At 44.3% G+C, this 18,789-nt stretch carries 21 protein-coding genes and 1 other RNA gene; 2 read left to right on the top strand and 20 right to left on the bottom strand.

Annotated features, from left to right (window positions below):
- Positions 1-5: 5 nt before the first annotated feature.
- The 19 genes from NCY57_RS01445 to NCY57_RS01355 all read right to left on the bottom strand — a co-directional run bounded on the left by NCY57_RS01445 (position 6) and on the right by NCY57_RS01355 (position 16,135).
- Complete coding sequence (locus tag NCY57_RS01445; protein WP_250789392.1) at positions 6-335, bottom strand: hypothetical protein; 330 nt, start codon at positions 333-335, stop codon at positions 6-8.
- Entirely contained in the window at positions 301-873 is a 573-nt protein-coding gene (locus tag NCY57_RS01440) for a stage III sporulation protein AF (RefSeq protein ID WP_161206330.1), read from the bottom strand. The genes NCY57_RS01445 and NCY57_RS01440 overlap by 35 nt, the downstream gene beginning before the upstream one ends.
- Positions 870-2,012 carry a stage III sporulation protein AE gene (locus NCY57_RS01435; RefSeq protein WP_059085478.1) on the bottom strand — a complete coding sequence of 381 codons (1,143 nt, stop codon included), beginning with the start codon at positions 2,010-2,012 and terminating at the stop codon, positions 870-872. Before NCY57_RS01435 ends, NCY57_RS01440 begins: the two co-directional genes overlap by 4 nt.
- Positions 2,009-2,395 carry a SpoIIIAC/SpoIIIAD family protein gene (locus tag NCY57_RS01430; RefSeq protein ID WP_021650699.1) on the bottom strand — a complete coding sequence of 129 codons (387 nt, stop codon included), beginning with the start codon at positions 2,393-2,395 and terminating at the stop codon, positions 2,009-2,011. The genes NCY57_RS01435 and NCY57_RS01430 overlap by 4 nt, the downstream gene beginning before the upstream one ends.
- Positions 2,396-2,410: 15 nt before the next feature.
- A complete protein-coding gene (gene spoIIIAC, locus NCY57_RS01425; protein WP_021650700.1) occupies positions 2,411-2,605 on the bottom strand; it encodes a stage III sporulation protein AC in 195 nt (64 codons plus the stop codon).
- A 58-nt stretch (positions 2,606-2,663) separates the two neighbouring features.
- A complete protein-coding gene (locus NCY57_RS01420; RefSeq protein WP_158526436.1) occupies positions 2,664-3,182 on the bottom strand; it encodes a stage III sporulation protein AB in 519 nt (172 codons plus the stop codon).
- Positions 3,167-4,099, bottom strand: coding sequence for a stage III sporulation protein AA (spoIIIAA, locus tag NCY57_RS01415; protein WP_015524435.1), 933 nt, complete (start codon positions 4,097-4,099; stop codon positions 3,167-3,169). Before spoIIIAA ends, NCY57_RS01420 begins: the two co-directional genes overlap by 16 nt.
- 84 nt (positions 4,100-4,183) lie before the next feature.
- Positions 4,184-5,332 carry a YncE family protein gene (locus NCY57_RS01410; RefSeq protein ID WP_022426373.1) on the bottom strand — a complete coding sequence of 383 codons (1,149 nt, stop codon included), beginning with the start codon at positions 5,330-5,332 and terminating at the stop codon, positions 4,184-4,186.
- Between the two features lie 17 nt (positions 5,333-5,349).
- Positions 5,350-5,898 (bottom strand): 4'-phosphopantetheinyl transferase family protein, encoded by a 549-nt coding sequence (locus tag NCY57_RS01405; protein WP_110103006.1) that lies wholly within the window; start codon positions 5,896-5,898, stop codon positions 5,350-5,352.
- Positions 5,895-7,757, bottom strand: coding sequence for an ATP-dependent helicase (locus NCY57_RS01400; RefSeq protein ID WP_330409222.1), 1,863 nt, complete (start codon positions 7,755-7,757; stop codon positions 5,895-5,897). The genes NCY57_RS01405 and NCY57_RS01400 overlap by 4 nt, the downstream gene beginning before the upstream one ends.
- Entirely contained in the window at positions 7,744-9,198 is a 1,455-nt protein-coding gene (gltX, locus tag NCY57_RS01395) for a glutamate--tRNA ligase (protein WP_015524432.1), read from the bottom strand. The genes NCY57_RS01400 and gltX overlap by 14 nt, the downstream gene beginning before the upstream one ends.
- A 174-nt stretch (positions 9,199-9,372) precedes the next feature.
- Positions 9,373-9,606 carry an acyl carrier protein gene (acpP, locus tag NCY57_RS01390; RefSeq protein ID WP_015524431.1) on the bottom strand — a complete coding sequence of 78 codons (234 nt, stop codon included), beginning with the start codon at positions 9,604-9,606 and terminating at the stop codon, positions 9,373-9,375.
- Between the two features lie 141 nt (positions 9,607-9,747).
- Positions 9,748-10,908: an FtsW/RodA/SpoVE family cell cycle protein gene (locus tag NCY57_RS01385; RefSeq protein WP_092070471.1), complete on the bottom strand. Its 1,161-nt coding sequence runs from the start codon at positions 10,906-10,908 to the stop codon at positions 9,748-9,750.
- 116 nt (positions 10,909-11,024) lie between these two features.
- Positions 11,025-11,370: a transfer-messenger RNA gene (gene ssrA / locus NCY57_RS01380) on the bottom strand.
- 260 nt (positions 11,371-11,630) lie between these two features.
- Positions 11,631-12,188 carry an elongation factor P gene (gene efp / locus NCY57_RS01375; RefSeq protein WP_015524430.1) on the bottom strand — a complete coding sequence of 186 codons (558 nt, stop codon included), beginning with the start codon at positions 12,186-12,188 and terminating at the stop codon, positions 11,631-11,633.
- 86 nt (positions 12,189-12,274) lie between these two features.
- Complete coding sequence (locus tag NCY57_RS01370; protein WP_015524429.1) at positions 12,275-12,784, bottom strand: shikimate kinase; 510 nt, start codon at positions 12,782-12,784, stop codon at positions 12,275-12,277.
- Positions 12,781-13,287, bottom strand: a complete 507-nt coding sequence (locus NCY57_RS01365; RefSeq protein ID WP_173739531.1) for a YqeG family HAD IIIA-type phosphatase — start codon at positions 13,285-13,287, stop codon at positions 12,781-12,783. Before NCY57_RS01365 ends, NCY57_RS01370 begins: the two co-directional genes overlap by 4 nt.
- A gap of 21 nt (positions 13,288-13,308) precedes the next feature.
- Positions 13,309-14,670: a citrate/2-methylcitrate synthase gene (locus NCY57_RS01360; RefSeq protein ID WP_173739532.1), complete on the bottom strand. Its 1,362-nt coding sequence runs from the start codon at positions 14,668-14,670 to the stop codon at positions 13,309-13,311.
- A gap of 247 nt (positions 14,671-14,917) precedes the next feature.
- Entirely contained in the window at positions 14,918-16,135 is a 1,218-nt protein-coding gene (locus NCY57_RS01355; RefSeq protein ID WP_173739533.1) for an aminotransferase class I/II-fold pyridoxal phosphate-dependent enzyme, read from the bottom strand.
- Between the two features lie 220 nt (positions 16,136-16,355).
- Between NCY57_RS01355 and gdhA the strand changes: the two genes are divergently transcribed.
- The gene (gene gdhA, locus NCY57_RS01350) at positions 16,356-17,690 is read left to right on the top strand and encodes an NADP-specific glutamate dehydrogenase (RefSeq protein WP_021650707.1); all 1,335 of its coding nucleotides are present in this window, start codon (positions 16,356-16,358) and stop codon (positions 17,688-17,690) included.
- Positions 17,691-17,881: 191 nt separating this feature from the next.
- On the opposite strand, the gene nrdR is transcribed toward gdhA, so the two are convergent.
- Positions 17,882-18,331 (bottom strand): transcriptional regulator NrdR, encoded by a 450-nt coding sequence (gene nrdR / locus NCY57_RS01345; RefSeq protein ID WP_021976805.1) that lies wholly within the window; start codon positions 18,329-18,331, stop codon positions 17,882-17,884.
- A 138-nt stretch (positions 18,332-18,469) separates the two neighbouring features.
- Here nrdR and NCY57_RS01340 point away from each other — a divergent pair, with 138 nt between their 5' ends.
- Positions 18,470-18,724, top strand: a complete 255-nt coding sequence (locus tag NCY57_RS01340) for a YlmC/YmxH family sporulation protein (RefSeq protein ID WP_015524424.1) — start codon at positions 18,470-18,472, stop codon at positions 18,722-18,724.
- Positions 18,725-18,789: the final 65 nt, after the last annotated feature.

Raw genomic sequence — 18,789 nt, 5'->3', positions numbered from 1 at the left:
GCATTTTACAAGGGATTTCGCAAAGACATTTTCTTTAATCTAATTTTATTAGCGTCGATCTGAAATAATGCCATAATTGCCTGCTGAATATTCTGGACTGTCACTGCGCTGCCTGCTCCCTGGGCCGCCACCAGTACACCGGTAACTTCATTTTTGCTGCTTATGGAAAAGTTTTCCGTATTTCCCTCATCCCCGGTCATAATGATCACTTCCACTTCTCCGACTCCTTCCACATTGGAAAGCAGTTCCTCAAGGCGGCTCTCCAGGCGGGTTTTCTCCGCATTCTGATCCTCTGCTGTTTTACTGTTCTTTCGGGTTACCGGAAGTCCTGCCACCAGAAGAAGGATTCCCAGAAGAAGGAAAACTCCCCACTCCTTCCATCCCATCCTCAGAAGCCAGGATCTGATACTGTCCTTTCCTGAGTCCGCAGATTCTTTCGAGCTCATTTTTCACCGCCTCCCTCTGTTTTTCTGTGACTGTTCCATAAAGTGTTATGGTCAGCTGAAGCTCTTTCTCCAGATCTACTTCTGTTTTTGCCGAAAAAACCCCTTCTTTCCTGAGGATACCCTGAACCTGATCCTTCAACTCCTGTTCATATGCTCCTTTAAGAAATGTTTCCCTTATTCCTTCTGCTTCTGTCTCCATACGTACCTGTTCTTCTCTCCCATAATTATTGCTGAATCCGGACAGAAGTTCTTCACTTTTTCCCACTACGGCAAATATAGGTGTACAGATCAAAAGCACCAACAGAAGCCCCATAAACAGCCGTATATACTGCTCATAACGCTTATCAGGCAGAATATGCAGAAGTGCTGTAGTAAGTACATGAAAAAAAGCCAGGCTTTTCATCCACTGATAAAGTTCTGTTCTCATCCCAAGCCTCCTCCTGCCATCAGGATCAGAAATGTAAGCATACATAAAATTTCCGCAGTAAACAGGATTCTCATCAGAAGTGCACATCCCTCTGCCATGGTACCAAAGGCTTCTACCAGCCGTTTGTCTGATACAGGCTGCGCCGCAGCCGCCAGAAAGCGATAGGTCAGTGACAAAAGTCCATATCGGACCAATGGCCCCGCCCCCACCGCCAGGATCACCAGTAAAAGCGCAATGCCCAGACTGTTTCTTACAAGAACAGCTGTGGTAAGGACCAGTTCCGTAACTGCATTTACCGCGCTCCCGATCCCAGGAAGAGCACCGGCAGTTTTTCCCACAGCACTCCGCTTCAGAGAATCCATTACCGGAGCTACAAGCCCACGCACCACCTGCAGTCCTGCTGCCACTCCAAGTAATGTCCGAAGCCCCCAGGAGATCACCGTCTCGATCAGCTCAGCCATTTTTCCCAGCATTTCTTCCCTGGAAAGATGATTTACAAATCTCAGAAGAATATATAAACTCACTCCGGGAAGCAGTACTCGTTCCAGGATCCATTGAAAAAGCCACACCAGAAGCAGTACTCCCTGATAAAAAGCAGCTGCACTGGATGCACCTGACGCTGCTGCCACTGCCATAAAATACACCGGTGAGAGTTCCTTCATAAACTCCGTGATCCACGCAAGTATTGAAAGCAGTGATGCACTCAAACCGGAAAAACTGTTCATCAGAAGAGTAAAAACAAGAAGATACACCACATAAAAACTGATCTCTCCCACCTGCCCGTTATCAAAGGCACCGGCAAACCCGGAAAAAACGGCAGCGAACAACAGCAGAAGCAGTAACTTCACGATCAGCTCTTTTTCTCTTTCAATGCCATAAAAAAGGAGACTGTGCAAAAATTCCCGCACACTCTCCTCCGAAAGCACCTCTTCCCCTGACAACAGTCTGTGAAACGCTTCTGTAACAGAAAATGTTTTTTCTCCAAGCATCTCATCTACCATGGACTGCAGGTTGGTAAGCTCCATCTGATCTGTGATCTGTTGTTCCGCCGAAGAAGCATAAACGATCACACCGCCAAAACAGTTTATAACTACAGCCAGAAACAGGGCTGCACAAATCTCTGACCAATATCTTTTCATGCAAGAAATCCCTGTATAGTATCCAGCAGTGCCAGAAGAACCGGCATACTTAAAACCATTACAGATAACCGGCAGAACAGTTCGATCTGTGCACCAGTGGAGGAATATCCTGCATCTCTGCATATACCGGATGAAAATTGTCCGATATAGGTGATCCCGATCATCTTCAGCAAAGTAGTGATATAGCTTCCATCAATCGGGAGACTCTGTTTCAGTCTCTCCAGGGACTGGAACAGATAGCTGATCTTCCCTACCGCTAATCCCAGTATCACAAGACCTATTCCCATCGTAACAAGGCTTACATACTCCGGTGCGCGGTCTTTCAGAAGAATCCCCAGAAGAACCCCTGCCGCTCCCAGAACAGAAATCTTCAGAATATCCACGGTTCTTTCCCTCCCCTACAGTACAAAAAGCTGCTGGATATTTTTAAAAAGTTCATAAATATACGGCACGATCCAGAACAGTACTAAAAGAAGTCCTGAAAAACTCACCAGAAAAGCCTGTTCCTCCCTTCCGCTATGTTTCAGGATCTGAGAAAGAACAGAGACCAGGATCCCTACTGCACCGATCTTAAATATGATACTGACCTCCAAATGATCCCTCCTTTTCTTCTGAAAGCCTGTCCTTCTTACTACTGTCTGATAAACAATACTATACCAGGAGAACCGCAAGCAGCAGGCCTCCAAGAATCCCAATTCCCTGGTACAGTTTTTTCTTTCCGGAAACCTCCGCTTTCCGCTTCAATATCTCTGCTTCCAGATTATTTTCATACAGGGAAAGCTGTCGCATCTGCATTTCCAGATCCATATAGCCCAGATATTCTCCGAAAGAAAAAAAAGCGTCCTTTTCCCCATGGGTAAGGCAGCTTTTTTTCAGGGCGCTTTCCGCACATTCCCTGCATATCTGTGAAAGTTTTTCTCCTGTTCCCGCTTTCATCCTGTCCGCGGCACTGATGAGAAACTCTCTGTATTTTCCATTCATTCTTCCTGCTGCTCCATAAAAAGCATCCGGCAGTGATGCATTCCCGCAGCGGATCTCGCCTTTCAGGCAGATCACCATCTGAAGCAGTTTTTCCAGTATACGGATCTGCTCCGAAAGTCTCATACTTCCGGAAAATCCCATTCCGGCTCCTGCAACCACTACCAGAATACATCCTACAATCCGGTACATAGGCATTTCCCATTTTCATCATAGATTCCTTCCACGATTCCTGCACGTTCATGCTTTCCCAGAAAAATATATCTCTGGAAAACCCGCGCTTCCCACAATTTCCGGAAAAACGGCTGGGATAATGTTTCTTCCATGGAAGCTCCATGTGCAGTTGCGATCAGACGACATCCACAGTGGATAACTGATTCCACAGCCTTGAAATCTTCTTCTTTTCCAAGTTCATCCACAGCAACCACAACCGGCGACATTGACCGGATCAGCATCTGCATCCCTTCTGCTTTCGGACAGCCGTCCAGGATATCCGTACGCATTCCAAGGTCATTCTGAGGGATCCCCTGATAGCATCCGGCCAGCTCACTGCGCTCATCGACTACTCCTACCGTAACACCGGAAATATTTCCCCATCCATTACTCATCTGCCGGATGATATCCCGAAGAAGCGTGGTCTTCCCACATCTGGGCGGAGAGACGATCAAGGTATGCATGATCTGCTCTCTTGTCTGGATATATGGCAGCACTTCTTCTGCACATCCCTGGATCTCATGTGCCAGACGGACATTGATGCAGGAAATATATTTCATCCCACGGATACGGTTTCCGTCCAGGATCACCTTTCCGGTAACTCCTACACGGTGCCCACCCTGTACACTCAAAAACCCCTGGCGAATCTCATCTTCATAAGCATACAGGGAATAACCGCTGACATACTCCAGTGTTTCCTTAAGATCTTCCCGCGTAACCAGATAAGGTTCTGTATCTTTTTGCCGGAGGAAACATTCTCCCCCATCATAAGTGAGGAACAGAGGTCTTCCTACGCGGAGACGTATCTCATATAATTTATCATAATCAAGGTCTGCATCCACCAGAAGCTGGCGGACATTACTGGCAAACAGGTTCTGGATCTGGTTTGCGTCCATGTTTTCACCTCTTACACTTAAATATATTGCGGACATGCCGGATTTAGTACCTGTTGTCTTTTTTGATGCTCTCTCGTTTTTTCTTTATTCCGACAGAAAAAAAAGACTTTCTTCTTCGTCATAGGTCTCCATCTTCGAAAGATTCAGCTTCAGGACCCGATCCACAATATTTACGGAGGACGCACGGTATGCATAGGCACAGGATTCAAACATCACATAAAGACTGTCACCCTCCACCACGATCTGTTCCAGTCGTTCCGGAAAACGATAAGTTCTGGCAGAATTCTCGTTTACATACAAACGCTTATCGGATTGTTCATAAAATACCAGCCTGGATGGCAGGATTCCAAAAGAATGAGAGATCAAAAGCTTATCATTATAAAAAGCAATTCCCTGAACCTGCTCCGATATGGTGGAATAATCCAACGGAACTGCCATTTCAAAATCCATGCCCAGTTTCTCGTCCATGGTATTGATCAGTTTTCCCTCTTCGTCAACTCCGTATCGTGCAATTACACTTTCGTTATATTTTTCAAAGCAGCCTACATACAGACACCCCTCATAAAAGGTCATAAAAGAATCTCTCACGATCCCATAAAGACTGACTATCTGGAAAGTATCCACCGGCAGATGGCTGTCATCATAATCGTAGGCTTCTATTGTATCCATCTTTATACTCACTGCCTGTGCGATCCCGTTGATATTGGAGGAATACCATAATAACTTATGCTCCGGGTCATAGGCAAGTCCTCCCACATGAGGCTGTCCAGGCAGTATCACTTCTTTAATAAAATTATGCTTTTCCTTATCGATCACATAAATGACCGAATTATGTTTCTGTGTGCTGCAGTAAGCGCTGACCAGCACATAATCCTCTGTAACCGCCAGTCCCTGAGGCGTCATGGATGTACACATGGCAGGAGTGGCACCTTTTTTTGTGAGCAGCGTCCTGGTATTCTTCAGCCCGGGAATGACATATGTTCCATATTCCTTCTCTTTTTCTCTCCCATCAAAGGCAAAATAAGAAAAATCCTCTTTCTGGGAAAGCATCTGTTTCTGTCCCCGCAGTGTATACACTGCAGCACCTCGGTTTGTCACCACAGCTTTTGTGGGCAGCTCAGTTTTTGCACGGTAAACAAATGCATATAAAAAATAACATATGCACAGCACAAAAACAACTGCCAGGATCTTCAGAATGAAAATCCTGAAGCTGTGTTTCATCTCTTTGTTCATTTCATCGTCTCTATTTGCTATCTCAAAATGATGTCTTCGTATTCAAATCGTAATTCCAGGCTGTCTCTGGACCAGATCGCACCACTGTATCCCGGTTCCAGCTCCAGCATTATGTAATTTCCCTTATCCATGGAAATCGTACGCAGATCCCTGGACAGTCCCTCTCCGGTCCATTTGATATATGCCTCTCTCAAAACCCACTGGGCAAAAAAGGCTTTCTCCATATCATCTGCATCCAGGATTTCCCGTATCATATCTGCCGGCACCATTCTTTCAAGGAGCCGTTCGTAATTTACCTTCTTGTGGATCTGCACATCAATGCCCACCTCTTCTCCGGCAAACAGACACATCACATATTTTCCGGAATGTGTGATATTATAATGAATTCTTGGAAGCAGGGTAAAAAACGGTTTCCCATGTTCCCCCTTTGACCGAGGCTCAAAAGCAAGCTTCCGTCCAAATTCCCGCTCAAGTCCGATTTCCAGAAGCTTTTCCCCGATCATATGCTCCATGTTCTTGCTGTTATATTCATCTCTGATCTTCGTATAATAAATAATCCCATTCATAATCCGGCCTCCTCAAGAAAACGGGACGGTTCCCGTTCCTTCTCATACTGCTGTCTTACATAATACAGGCAGAGTTTCTTCTTTGCCCGTGTCATACCAACGTAGAAAAGCCTCCGTTCTTCCTCCAGATGTGCCTCCAGGACTGCCTTCCGATAAGGCATGCTGCCTTCATTTACATTCATGATATATACATTGTCATATTCCAGACCTTTGACCGCATGAAGAGTGGATATCACCACTCCTTCCCGTTTCACATCCTGTTTCTTCGCCTGTTCTTCCAGCTTTCTGGTATACTCGTCCATATAGGCCATCCATTCTTCCAATGTTTTCATTCCTCTGGCACTTTCATGGATCCGGTTCAGGGTTTCCATAAGCTCTTCCGGTTTTATTTTACGATACCTTGCATATTCCTGCAAGTATTCTTCGTATCCCATGCCATTCCGGATAAAATTAATGGCTGCATAAGGGGCCATAGTCTTTAAGATCCGAAGATGTGTCTCCATCGTTGTGATCCTGTCACACATCCAGTCCTTGTCTTTGTAAAACTCTCCCAATGCTTTAAAATCAATGTTTTTTTCTGTCAGAGCGTCTCTGGCTATGTATCGGTTTGGCCGGTTCATGATCTCCAGAAATGTACTGCGGCTCCGGTCTCCTTCTGCCATTTTCAAATAAGCGATCATATTCCGGCAGATCCAGTGTCGGAACAGGTTGGGCAGTTTTTCCTTCATAGTGAAAGGAACCCCATACTCCATCAACGCAGCGACCAGTCCTTCGGCTTCCTGATTAGTCCTGAAAAGCAGCGCTGTATCTTCAATATTATCCCCTTCTTCCATCCGATTCCGCAGCAGGCCTGCAACTGCCATATATTCGTCTCTGGGATTTCGAAATTCTTTTATCTGCACCGGCTCTCCCGGTTCATTTGGTGTGGAAAGTTTTTTCACATAACGGTTTTCATTATGATCGATCACCTTCATGGCTGTATCCAAGATATTTCCACTGCACCGGTAATTGATATTCAGGATCACCGTCTCCGCATTTTTAAAATCTTCCGGGAAATTCAGCATGATCTCCGGGTGAGCGCCACGGAAATGATAGATAGACTGATCATCGTCTCCCACCACAAACAGATTGTTCTCCGGTGCTGCCAGCATCTTCACGATATCATACTGAAGATGATTGATATCCTGAAACTCATCCACCAGAATATAGTGAAACTTCTTCTGCCATGCAGATAGGATATCTTTTCGCTTTTTCAGAAGTTCATAACAGCTTAACAGCATATCATCAAAGTCAAGTTTTCTTCTTTCATTCAGGACTTTTCGATATCCCTGAAAAATCTGTCGGAATACTTCATCCGGGCAGCAGGAAGAATAATAATGTTCCAGAGAGATCCTTCCACCTTTTACAACACTGATCTCCTTGGCAATATCTTCCACAAAATCCCCTTCCTGGGACTGTTCTGCAGCACAGTTTACCACCAGTTCTCTTAAGATCGCATATTTTTCTTCTTCTGACAGGATATTTCCTCCATTCAGACCATAAGCCTGTTTGAGGATCCCGTAAAACACTCCGTGAAAAGTCCCGAAAGTAACGCCGGTTCGCTGAACACCGGTAAATTTCAGAAACCGTTCTTTCATTTCCACTGCTGCTGCCCTGGAAAAAGTCACAACAAGAACAGAGGAAGCCGGTATCTTCCCTTCCTGGATCATATGTGCTGTTCTTTCTACTATGACGGAAGTTTTCCCCGAACCGGGGCCTGCCAGAACCATCATAGGTCCTGACAGGTGGGCGATCGCCCTTTTCTGAGATGGATTTCGTTTCATAACTGGATTATCGATCACACTCTTATTTATTTTCAAGCTTTTCGATTGCTGCATGTACACGTTTCAGTGTCTCTTCCTTGCCAATGATCTCCATGATCTCTGTTGCACCGGCCGGTGTCATCTGCTTGCCGGATACTGCTGTACGAAGCGGCCACATAACATAACCATTCTTATATCCGTGCTCCTTTACAAAAGCGCTTAAAGATGCATACAGCGGATCATTGGTATAATCCTCCTGCGCTTCCAGTACCGGAAGCACTTCCTTGAGAACTGCAAGAGAAGTCTCCTCTGTTGTTTTCATCTTTTTGTGACGGTACATCGCACTGTCATACTCCGGAACTGCCTCAAAGAAATCTACAAGCTCCGGAATATCCGGGAATACTTCAATTCTGGTCTGAACCATTCCTGCGATCTTCTTAAGATCAAAGTCTTTTTTCAGAACTTCTTTCAGATACGGAAGTGCTCTCTCATAGAATGCCTCCGGATCCATCTTCTTGATATACTCACCATTCATCCATTTCAGCTTGGCAATGTCAAAAACTGCCGGTGATTTGTTGATATGATGATAATCAAATGCCTCCACAAGCTCCGGAAGAGAAAAGATCTCACGGTTGTCTGCCGGGCTCCATCCAAGGAGTGCAACATAGTTAATCACTGCCTCTGTCACAAATCCCTGATCGATCAGATCTTCATAGGAAGAATGTCCACATCTCTTGGAAAGCTTCTGATGTGTCTCGTCTGTGATCAGCGGACAGTGAACATAGGTCGGGATTTCCCATCCGAATGCCTCATAAATACGATTATACTTCGGTGAAGAGGAAAGGTATTCGTTACCTCTTACAACATGTGTGATTCCCATAAGGTGATCATCAATTACATTTGCGAAGTTGTAGGTCGGATAACCGTCAGATTTGATCAGGATCAAATCCTCCATCTCCTCATTGTTAACGGTGATATCTCCGTAAATAACATCATGGAATGTAGTGGTTCCCTCTGTTGGCATATTAAAGCGGATAACATGCGGCTCACCTGCATCCAGACGGCGCTGAACCTCTTCCTTGGAAAGATGGAGACATCTCTTGTCATAAATAGAGATCTCCTTACCTGCAACAGTACGTTTCATGCTTTCCAGTTCTTCCTTGCCGCAGAAGCAGTAATATGCATCTCCCTGCTCAATAAGCTGTTTGGCATATTTCAGATACATGCCTGTTGCCTGACGCTCGCTCTGTACATACGGGCCAAATCCGCCATCCTTGTCCGGTCCCTCATCATGGAGAAGTCCTGTTTTCTCAAGAGTACGGTAGATGATATCTACAGCTCCCTCCACATAACGTTCCTGGTCTGTATCTTCAATACGGAGGATAAAATCTCCGCCTTCATGTTTTGTGATCAAATAAGCATAAAGAGCTGTTCTTAAATTACCCACATGCATTCTTCCTGTAGGGCTCGGTGCAAATCTTGTTCTGATCTTTGTCATTTCTTTTCTCCTCGTTTTTGTTGTTTCTCTTTATAGGTGCTATTATATACCCAAATCCTTCAAAATGTCCATAGGTTTTCCGGCGGAATACCCTGCCATCCCTCTCATGTATCTTCGCATATACAAAAAAAATCCTCTGAGACACTGTCGTCCCAGAGGATCCTAGATTTCTGCTTATGCTTCTACGCCTTTGTTCTTAAGATAATCGATCACATCTCCAACTGTGTTCAGATCTGTAAGCTCCTCTGCCGGGATCTCAACATTGTACTCATCCTCAAGAGCCATGACCAGTTCAAACAGGTCAAGAGAATCTGCACCAAGATCATCCTTGAAAGATGTCTCCGGTGTGATTGTAGATGCCTCACAATTTAACTGCTCTGCAAGCATTTCTTTCATTTTTTCTAACATGTCTTATTCTCTCCTTTAATCGTTACAGATCGAATCTGTTTCCTCTTTTTGAGCAAAGTATATAGTCTGCAAAAACAGTTGTCAAGAGGATTTTCCCAAAAAATGGCTCCAGAGCAAAAATATTTTGATTTTAAAACTATTTTACTCTTGAAATTTTATCTGACGGGCCACGCTGAGAGCTATTGCCATCTCCAGCATCAGGAACACAATGGACGTTCCTCCGTAACTGATAAAGGGCAAGGTGACACCTGTATTGGGCATCAGATTCAGTACAACGGCAATGTTAAGGATCACCTGCAGCGCAATATGTATAAAAATCCCGGTAACGATCAGTGAGCCAAACAGATCCGGTGCATTCTGCGCAATAAAAAACAACCTGTACAAAAGATATCCGAACAGGATCAGTACAAAAATCCCTCCGAAAATTCCAAGCTCCTCACAGATAATGGAAAAGATCATATCATTTTGTGCTTCCGGAACACTTCCAAGCTTCTGGATACTATTTCCAAGCCCGCGGCCAAAAAGCCCTCCGGAGCCAATGGCATACAATGCCTGCAGCGTCTGATAACCGCCTTCATCGGAATATTTCTCAGGCTGAAGCCATACAAGTACTCGCATAACACGGAAGCTGTCACTATTCTTGGTCGTCGCAACCAGAAAAAGTACTCCGATCACAATAAGGATCACTCCTGCCGCTGCCACAGCAATAAACGGACGCATATCCGGATGTGCCACAAACACCATTCCAACTGTTATTCCCAAAATGATCATGGCTGTACTCAGGTTATCTGTAAGTATATAAGCCGCAAGCGCAAGTCCTGCCCCCGGAAGTCCCAGGATCATACAGCTCTTTAAAGTTTTCACCTTTCGTCCCATTTTTCCGATCATGTAAGCCATCATGATAATAACCGCGATCTTTGCCAGCTCGGCAGGCTGAAAGTTGATCGGTCCGATATACAGCCATCTGGTAGCACCATGAGAGGAATGTCCCAGCGGAGTCCGCACAAGTCCCATAAGGATCAGCGAAGCCACATACAACGCAGTTGTAAAAGGAAGAAGGATATGATAATCCAGTATTTTTGAAATAAATAACGCTCCGATCAGACATGCTGCACTGATCAGTGCCTGTTTCTTAAAATAAAACATATCGTTGCCATAATTCACTTCTGCCATATATGAACTGGTGCTGTAAAGCATGACCAGTCCAAAGCACACCAGCAGTACAATAACAGCTACCAGATTATAATCATAATAATCAGATTTCTTATTCTGCTTTTTTCTGTTAAGCAGAGTTTTTTTCATTCTATCACCATCGCTTTCTATATCTGCGAAGAATTTCCTGATATCCACGAGTAATAAAGAAAGTAAAAAAAATTCCCGGAAAGCCGCATAAATGCTGTCTTTCCGGGACGTTCCATAAATGGACCTGAGGGGAATCGAACCCCTGTCCGAAAGCCTATCCCTTAAGGCATCTCCCATCACAGTCGCTGATTTAACATTCCCTCAGCAGTACGCCCACCGACAGGCTTACTGCTTCAGTAGCTTCATGATACATCTACCGGGGCAAAGCTTACCCGGCAAGGTTTCTCACATGGTCGACGCCAGATTCCCGATGTGTGAGTGCAACGGGGCTGACGAGCAGCTTAGGCTGCTAACGCTAACTTTTCGTCTGCGTTTATATTTAGTTCCCGGTTGGTACGCAGTCCAGGAGTCTGCGGATGGCTTCCCTAACTTCAAAGCCCCCGTCGAAACCAGTACAAGCCCTTAAAAGACTTCTGTGACAGGATCATTTCCGGTCATCTCTGGTGGACAGACGAACTTCTTAGTCAGTTTTTTGACTGGGTTTAATTATACCAGAATGATTTTTCGTGTCAAGGATATTTCAAAAAAAGTCCAGACTGTACAGTTTTTCTTACCTGTACAGTCTGGAATATGCATTCAAACTTTGGTATTTTAAATACTGTCAAAATGATCTTTTAATTTTATGGCACAAAAAAACCCGCTTACGCGGGTTTTTTGCTGCATTATACACGTGAGAGATACTCACCTGTTCTTGTATCGATCTTCAGTTTGTCGCCCTGGTTTACGAACAGAGGAACCTGAACCTGTGCACCTGTCTCAACAGTTGCCGGTTTGGTAGCACCCTGTGCTGTATTTCCTGCGAATCCTGGCTCTGTCTCAATAACCTCAAGCTCTACAAAAAGAGGTGGCTCGATTGCGAATACCTCTCCGTTATGAGAGCAAACCTTAACCATCTCATTATCCTTAACAAATTTCAGAGAATCGCCAACCTGCTCCTCTGTAAGACCAACCTGATCATATGTCTCTGTATTCATGAAGTAGTATAAACCACCATCCTGATACAGATACTGCATATCTACACGCTCAATACGTGCTGCCGGGAATTTCTCTGTAGGACGGAAGGATTTCTCTACTACAGAGCCTGTGATAATGTTCTTGTATTTTGTTCTTACAAAGGCTGCGCCTTTTCCTGGTTTTACATGCTGGAATTCAACGATCTGACATACGTTTCCATCAATTTCAAGTGTGATACCATTTTTGAAATCACCTGCTGAAATCATAAATATTTCCTCCTTAATATATGCGGTTCTTTTTCGCTATGGATTATTCTATAATACCTTTTGCCATTTTTCAACTGTTTTTTTGTTTAAGCCTTCAATTTTTCTTCAATTTCTGCGATCAGCTCATCAAAAGGCTTCACTCCTGTGACAACTTTAATGTCCGCAAACTTCTCATAAACTGGATCTCTCTGTTTCAGAAGTTTCTTGATCTTCTCTTCTTTATTCTCAGTTCCTTCCAATGTGGGATTGTTACTTCCTTCCAGACGTTTGATCAACGTTGCAGCAGATCCCTTCAGATAGATGATCGTTCCCATACTCTGGAGATATTTCTGGTTCTGCTCCTGAAGAGGCAATCCCGCACTTACAGAGATTACCTTCCGTTCGCTGTCTGTGGACAGTTCCTTGACTGCCATAGTCTCCAGCGCACGGTAAAATGCTTCTCCAAAGCGTTCAAATACCTCCTTTACTGACATGTTCATTTTTTTCACGATCAGTCTGTCCACGTCAATAAACGGAAGCCCCAGGTCCTTCGCCAGTCTCTTTCCAACTCGTGTCTTTCCTGAACCCATAAAGCCGATGATTACAATATGGTTCATGAATTCTTTCCCTCCTCTTTTTGGTAAAAATGTAATACTATTTTTTCCAGATAACGCTTCAGCACGATCTGGATCTCCTCTTTTGGATGAATCGGTTTCACAAGGATCGTCCGGATCCCCGCCCTCTTTGCTCCATAAATATCCGTAAACAACTGATCTCCTATAAAGATCGTCCTGTCAAGATCGATTCCGATCACCTGGCAGGCTTTTTTATAATTTTTCACAGCCGGTTTATGGGCATTTTCTATAAAATCCCCCTCTACTGCTTTAGCAAAGGGCTCCACACGAGGTTTCTGGTTATTGGATACAAAACAGTATCGAAACCCGAGAGCCCTCAGCTTTTCAAACAGTTTCTTTGCCCGGTCATCTGCCGGTGCCCCGTGGGGAACAATAGTATTATCGATATCGAAGAGCAACCCTCTGTATCCTTCTTTGTACAGCTTCTCATAATCGATCCCATACGCAGAATCCAGATATTCATCCGGAAAAAAACATCTGAACATCTATTCCACCTCAGTCCTTTCCTATCGCTCGCAAAGAGGAATATACTCTGCTTCCGGAAGGACATTCTTATATGCGGGACGGATGATCTTATCCACATTGATAAGCTCTTCCATACGATGTGCGCTCCAGCCTACGATACGTGCAATAGCAAACATCGGTGTGTAAAGCTCCAGCGGCAGATCCAGCATGCTGTAAACAAATCCGCTGTAAAAATCCACATTGGCACTGACACCCTTATAGATCTTACGCTCCTCTGCGATAACCTTTGGTGCAAGACGCTCTACTGCAGCATACAGCTGATAATCCTTCATTCTGCCCTTTTCTCTTGCAAGCTGTTCCACATAGCCTTTAAAGACTTCTGCACGTGGATCTGAAACAGAATAGATCGCATGTCCCATACCATAGATCAGTCCACGTTTATCAAAGGCCTCTTTATGAAGAAGCTTCTTAAGGTATGCACTGATCTCCTCTTCATCACTGTAGTCATGTACGTGTTCACGCATATCGTTAAACATTTTTACGACTTTGATGTTGGCACCGCCGTGTTTCGGGCCTTTCAGAGAACCTAGTGCTGCCGCGATCGCAGAATACGTATCTGTCCCGGAAGAGGAAACCACATGTGTAGTAAAAGTAGAGTTATTACCACCGCCATGCTCCATATGAAGGATCAGAGCAATATCAAGGATCTCTGCCTCCAGTGCCGTATACTTCTTATCCGGTCTTAACAGACGCAGGATATTCTCAGCTGTGGAAAGCTCCTTTTTAGGCTGATGGATATAAAGACTCTTGCCTTTCTCATAGTGGTTATAGGCCTGATATGCATAAACAGATAACAGCGGGAAAACGCTGATCAGGTTGATACACTGACGGAGCACATTCTCCAGTTCAATATTATCCGGGTCTTTGTCGTAGGAATAAAGTGTCAGCACGCTTCTTGACAGAGCGTTCATAATATCTCTGGATGGTGCCTTCATAATGACATCCCTTACAAAATTCCGCGGAAGCATACGCTGGTTCGCAAGAATCCCGGAAAATCCATTCAGTTCTTCCTGATCCGGAAGCTTTCCGAAAAGAAGCAGATAGGTTACTTCCTCAAAACCGAAGCGCCGGTCATTGATAAAACCATTTGTCAGATCCTTAATGTCATACCCGCGATAAGAAAGCTTACCTGCGCAGGGAACCTCTTTTCCGTCCACGATCTTCGTTGCCTGGACATTGGAGATCTGGGTCAGTCCTGCAAGGACACCCTTTCCATTCAGGTCACGCAAGCCTCGCTTGACATCGTATTTGCCATATAAAGACAGATCCAGTTTGTCATTCTCACGACAGATCTGGGTAAGTTTCTCAATCTCAGGTGTCACTTTCATGTTGAATTTGCTCATCAGTTATTTCCCCTTTCGATTTCTGTTTTATTGCTGTTCGATAACGGTCCCTCCTCATTCCCCTCTCAAGCAATTCTGGTCTTATTTGTATATCCCGGCGTAGCTGGCCGGGATATTTCAGATATATTATAACATTTTTTTCGGTTCCGGTCTATGCCGAAAATATAACCGAATACCTGCTTTACAGTTTATCGGTTATGAGCAGGCAGCGAATGCGGATCGCAAATCTCTTCTTGTCTATCTGCGATCAGCCCTGCTTATATGTAGCAAAGAACTCTTTCATCTTCTTCATTGCCTTGTCAAGCTGGCGGATATCCGGCAGATAAACAATACGGAAGTGATCCGGCTGGTTCCAGTTGAATCCCTTGCCCGGAACAACAAGCACCTGTTTCTCATGAAGAAAATCCAAAGCAAACTGTTCATCATTGAAAATATTGAATTTCTCAGTATCGATCTTCGGGAATATATAAAATGCCGCATGTGGTTTTACAACGGAAATTCCCGGAATATCATTCAGTGCCTTGTAAACAAAGTCTCTCTGCTCATAAACACGTCCGCCCGGCTGCGTATATTCATTGACACTCTGATATCCGCCAAGTGCAGTCTGTACAATGGACTGTGCCGGAACATTTGAACAGAGACGCATGGAAGAGAGCATATTGATTCCCTCTATATAACCCTTCGCCTTACTTTTTGCACCACTTAAAATCATCCATCCGATGCGGAAACCTGCGATCATATGAGACTTGGACAATCCTGAAAATGTTACACAGAACACATCGGGTGCAAGGGATGCAATCGATGTATGTTTATATCCATCCATAACAAGACGGTCATAGATCTCATCAGAAAAGATGATCAGCTCATTTTCTCTTGCAATGTCTGCAATCTGTTCCAGGATCTCCTTCGGATATACTGCACCTGTAGGGTTATTGGGATTGATGATAACGATCGCCTTGGTCCTTGGTGTGATCTTGCTCTTGATATCCTCAATATCCGGATACCAGTCAGACTGTTCGTCACAGATATAATGAACTACATTTCCGCCTGCCAGTGTTGCAGTAGCTGTCCACAGCGGATAATCCGGAGCCGGGATCAGGATCTCATCCCCGTTATCAAGCAGCGCCTGCATACAGAGGTTGATCAGTTCACTGACACCATTTCCCGTATAAATATCATTAATGGTAACTCCCGGGATCCCGCGAAGCTGTGCATACTGCATGATCGCTTTTCTTGCAGAAAAAATGCCCTTGGAATCGGAATATCCCTGGGAAGTACGAACATTACTCAGCATATCCAAGATCACTTCCTGAGGTGCTGAAAACCCAAATGGATACGGATTACCAATATTCAGCTTCAGAATCTCCATTCCATCTTCTTCCATTCTGGCAGCCTCATCCACAACCGGTCCGCGCACATCGTACAGCACGTTGTCAAGCTTTGATGATTTCCCGAATGTTCTCATAAAAACCACTCCTCTTCTAATTTTCACTATTATTTAACCATTTTAATTTCATAGTCAAAAAATATTTATTCTATATCATCTCACATTTAGGCTTTCAACGCAAGAAATAAAAATTTAAAAAAATCAAATTTAGCACTTCCCTTTTTTAGCATGTTAATGTATAATAGCACTCGAATTTAGTTTTCAACGCAATTTAATATGTGATGAGGAGGAAACAACAATGTCTTACACAGAAGAAGTTTATGAAAGAGTTGTAGCACAGAATCCTGGCGAGCCAGAATTCCATCAGGCAGTTAAGGAAGTTCTCGATTCCCTTAAAGTCGTAATTGACAAAAATGAGGAAGAGTATCGTAAACTTTCCATCCTTGAGCGTCTTGTAGAGCCAGAGAGGATCATCTCCTTCAAAGTACCGTGGATCGATGATAACGGAACTGTACAGGTTAACAAGGGATATCGTGTTCAGTTCAACAGCGCCATCGGACCATACAAAGGCGGCTTAAGATTCCATCCTTCTGTAAATCAGGGTATCCTGAAATTCCTTGGTTTTGAGCAGACCTTTAAAAACTCTCTTACAGGTCTTCCGATCGGCGGTGGAAAAGGTGGCTCCAACTTCGATCCTAAGGGTAAATCTGACAGAGAGGTTATGGCATTCTGCCAGAGCTTTATGACAGAGCTTTGCAAATATATCGGCGCAGATACAGATGTTCCGGCTGGTGACATCGGTGTCGGCGGACGTGAGATCGGTTATCTCTTCGGACAGTATAAGAGAATCCGTGGCCTTTATGAGGGTGTCCTTACAGGAAAGGGTCTTTCCTTCGGAGGTTCCCTGATCCGTACAGAGGCTACCGGTTACGGTGTTGTATACATGCTCAACGAGATCGCCAAAGCTCACAATGATTCCGTAGAAGGAAAAACAATCGTTGTAACAGGTTCCGGTAATGTAGCTATTTACGCTGTTGAGAAAGCTACTCAGCTTGGTGCCAAGGTTGTTGCAATGAACGACTCCAACGGATATGTCTACGATCCGAACGGAATCAACCTTGACGTCGTAAAGGATATCAAAGAAGTAAAACGTGGACGTATCAAAGAATATGCAGACCGTGTTGAGGGTGCTACCTACACTGAGGGACTTGGCATCTGGAATATCAAATGTGATATCTACCTTCCATGTGCTACTCAGAACGAGCTTGGTCTTGACGGAGCTAAAACACTGGTTGCAAATGGCTGCAAATACGTCGTTGAAGGTGCAAACATGCCTACTACTCTTGATGCAACAACATACCTTCAGGAGAACGGTGTTCTCTTCATGCCTGGTAAAGCCGCAAACGCTGGCGGTGTTGCCACATCTGCACTTGAGATGAGCCAGAACTCCATGAGACTTTCCTGGACAAGAGAAGAGGTTGATGAGAAACTCCACCACATCATGATCGATATCTTCCACAAAGCTGATGACGCTGCTAAACGTTACGGTATGGAAGACAACTATGTTGTAGGTGCAAACATCGCCGGCTTCGAAAAAGTTGTTGACGCTATGAAAGCTCAGGGTATTGTTTAATTAAGTTTCCTGAATCATTAATATATATTTATAGCAGGGACCGCAGAGGATTTTTCCCAGGCGGTTCCTGTTTTTTTGTATCCACTTTTACGATCTCTGAAAAATCGAACATTCATGTTTCAAAAAAGGCCGGTTGTCTTTTGACAATCGGCCTGAAATCTCCTGCATTTGCAGTCTATTCATTTAATCTCTTAATTGATCAGCTTCTTCAGCTCATCCATAAAGGTACTGACATCTTTAAACTCTCTGTATACAGACGCAAATCGTACATACGCCACCGCATCCAGATCCTTCAGATGCTCCATAACGATCTCTCCGATCTTGGTACTGCTGATCTCACGGTCTTCTGACCGGAAAATATCTCCTTCTATGGAATCGATCATCTCTTCCACTCTCTCAATGGGAATGGGGCGCTTATAGCAAGCACGAAGAACACCATCCTGGATCTTGGAACGTTTATAGCTTTCCCGGTTCTGATCCTTCTTGATCACAGTCAGCGGAATCGTTTCCACCTTCTCATAAGTTGTAAAACGCTTTCCGCAGGCATCACAGAGACGGCGGCGGCGGATGGAATTGGTATCCTCTACAGGTCTGGAATCTACAACTCTTGTATTATCCTGGTTACAGAACGGACATCTCACAGAACTCTCCCCCTTTCCGGATCAGTAAATCATTACTAAATTTGTTTTTATTATAAAATAAATGCACATAATGTGTCAATAATCGGACTTGCATAAATTTTACAGATTTTCCATAAAATCATACCAGGTGATGAATTTATGCGCATCTGTGAGCTGAAACAAAAAGAAGTGATCAATATCCATACCTGCCGCAGTCTTGGCTGCCCTCTTGATGTGGAATTCTGCTGTGAAACCGCACGTCTGAAAGCCCTGATCATGCCGGAACCGGGAAAATTTTGCTGGTGTTTTTCCAAAGAAAATGAATATTCCATTCCATGGGACTGCATCCGCCAGATCGGCGAAGATATCATCCTTGTTGATTTCCGTAATGAAAAACTGCTGTCCGGAGAATAAATACCTCCTTATTGTCAAGGCCCTTTATTTTTTATATTTTCCCTGAAAAAGTATATTTCAACCGC

The sequence above is a fragment of the Blautia sp. MB18-30 genome (assembly GCF_023669475.1).
Lineage (GTDB): Bacteria > Bacillota > Clostridia > Lachnospirales > Lachnospiraceae > Blautia_A > Blautia_A fusiformis.
Note: the sequence above shows the minus strand (reverse complement) of the source record. Positions and strands in the feature narration are given on the sequence as shown.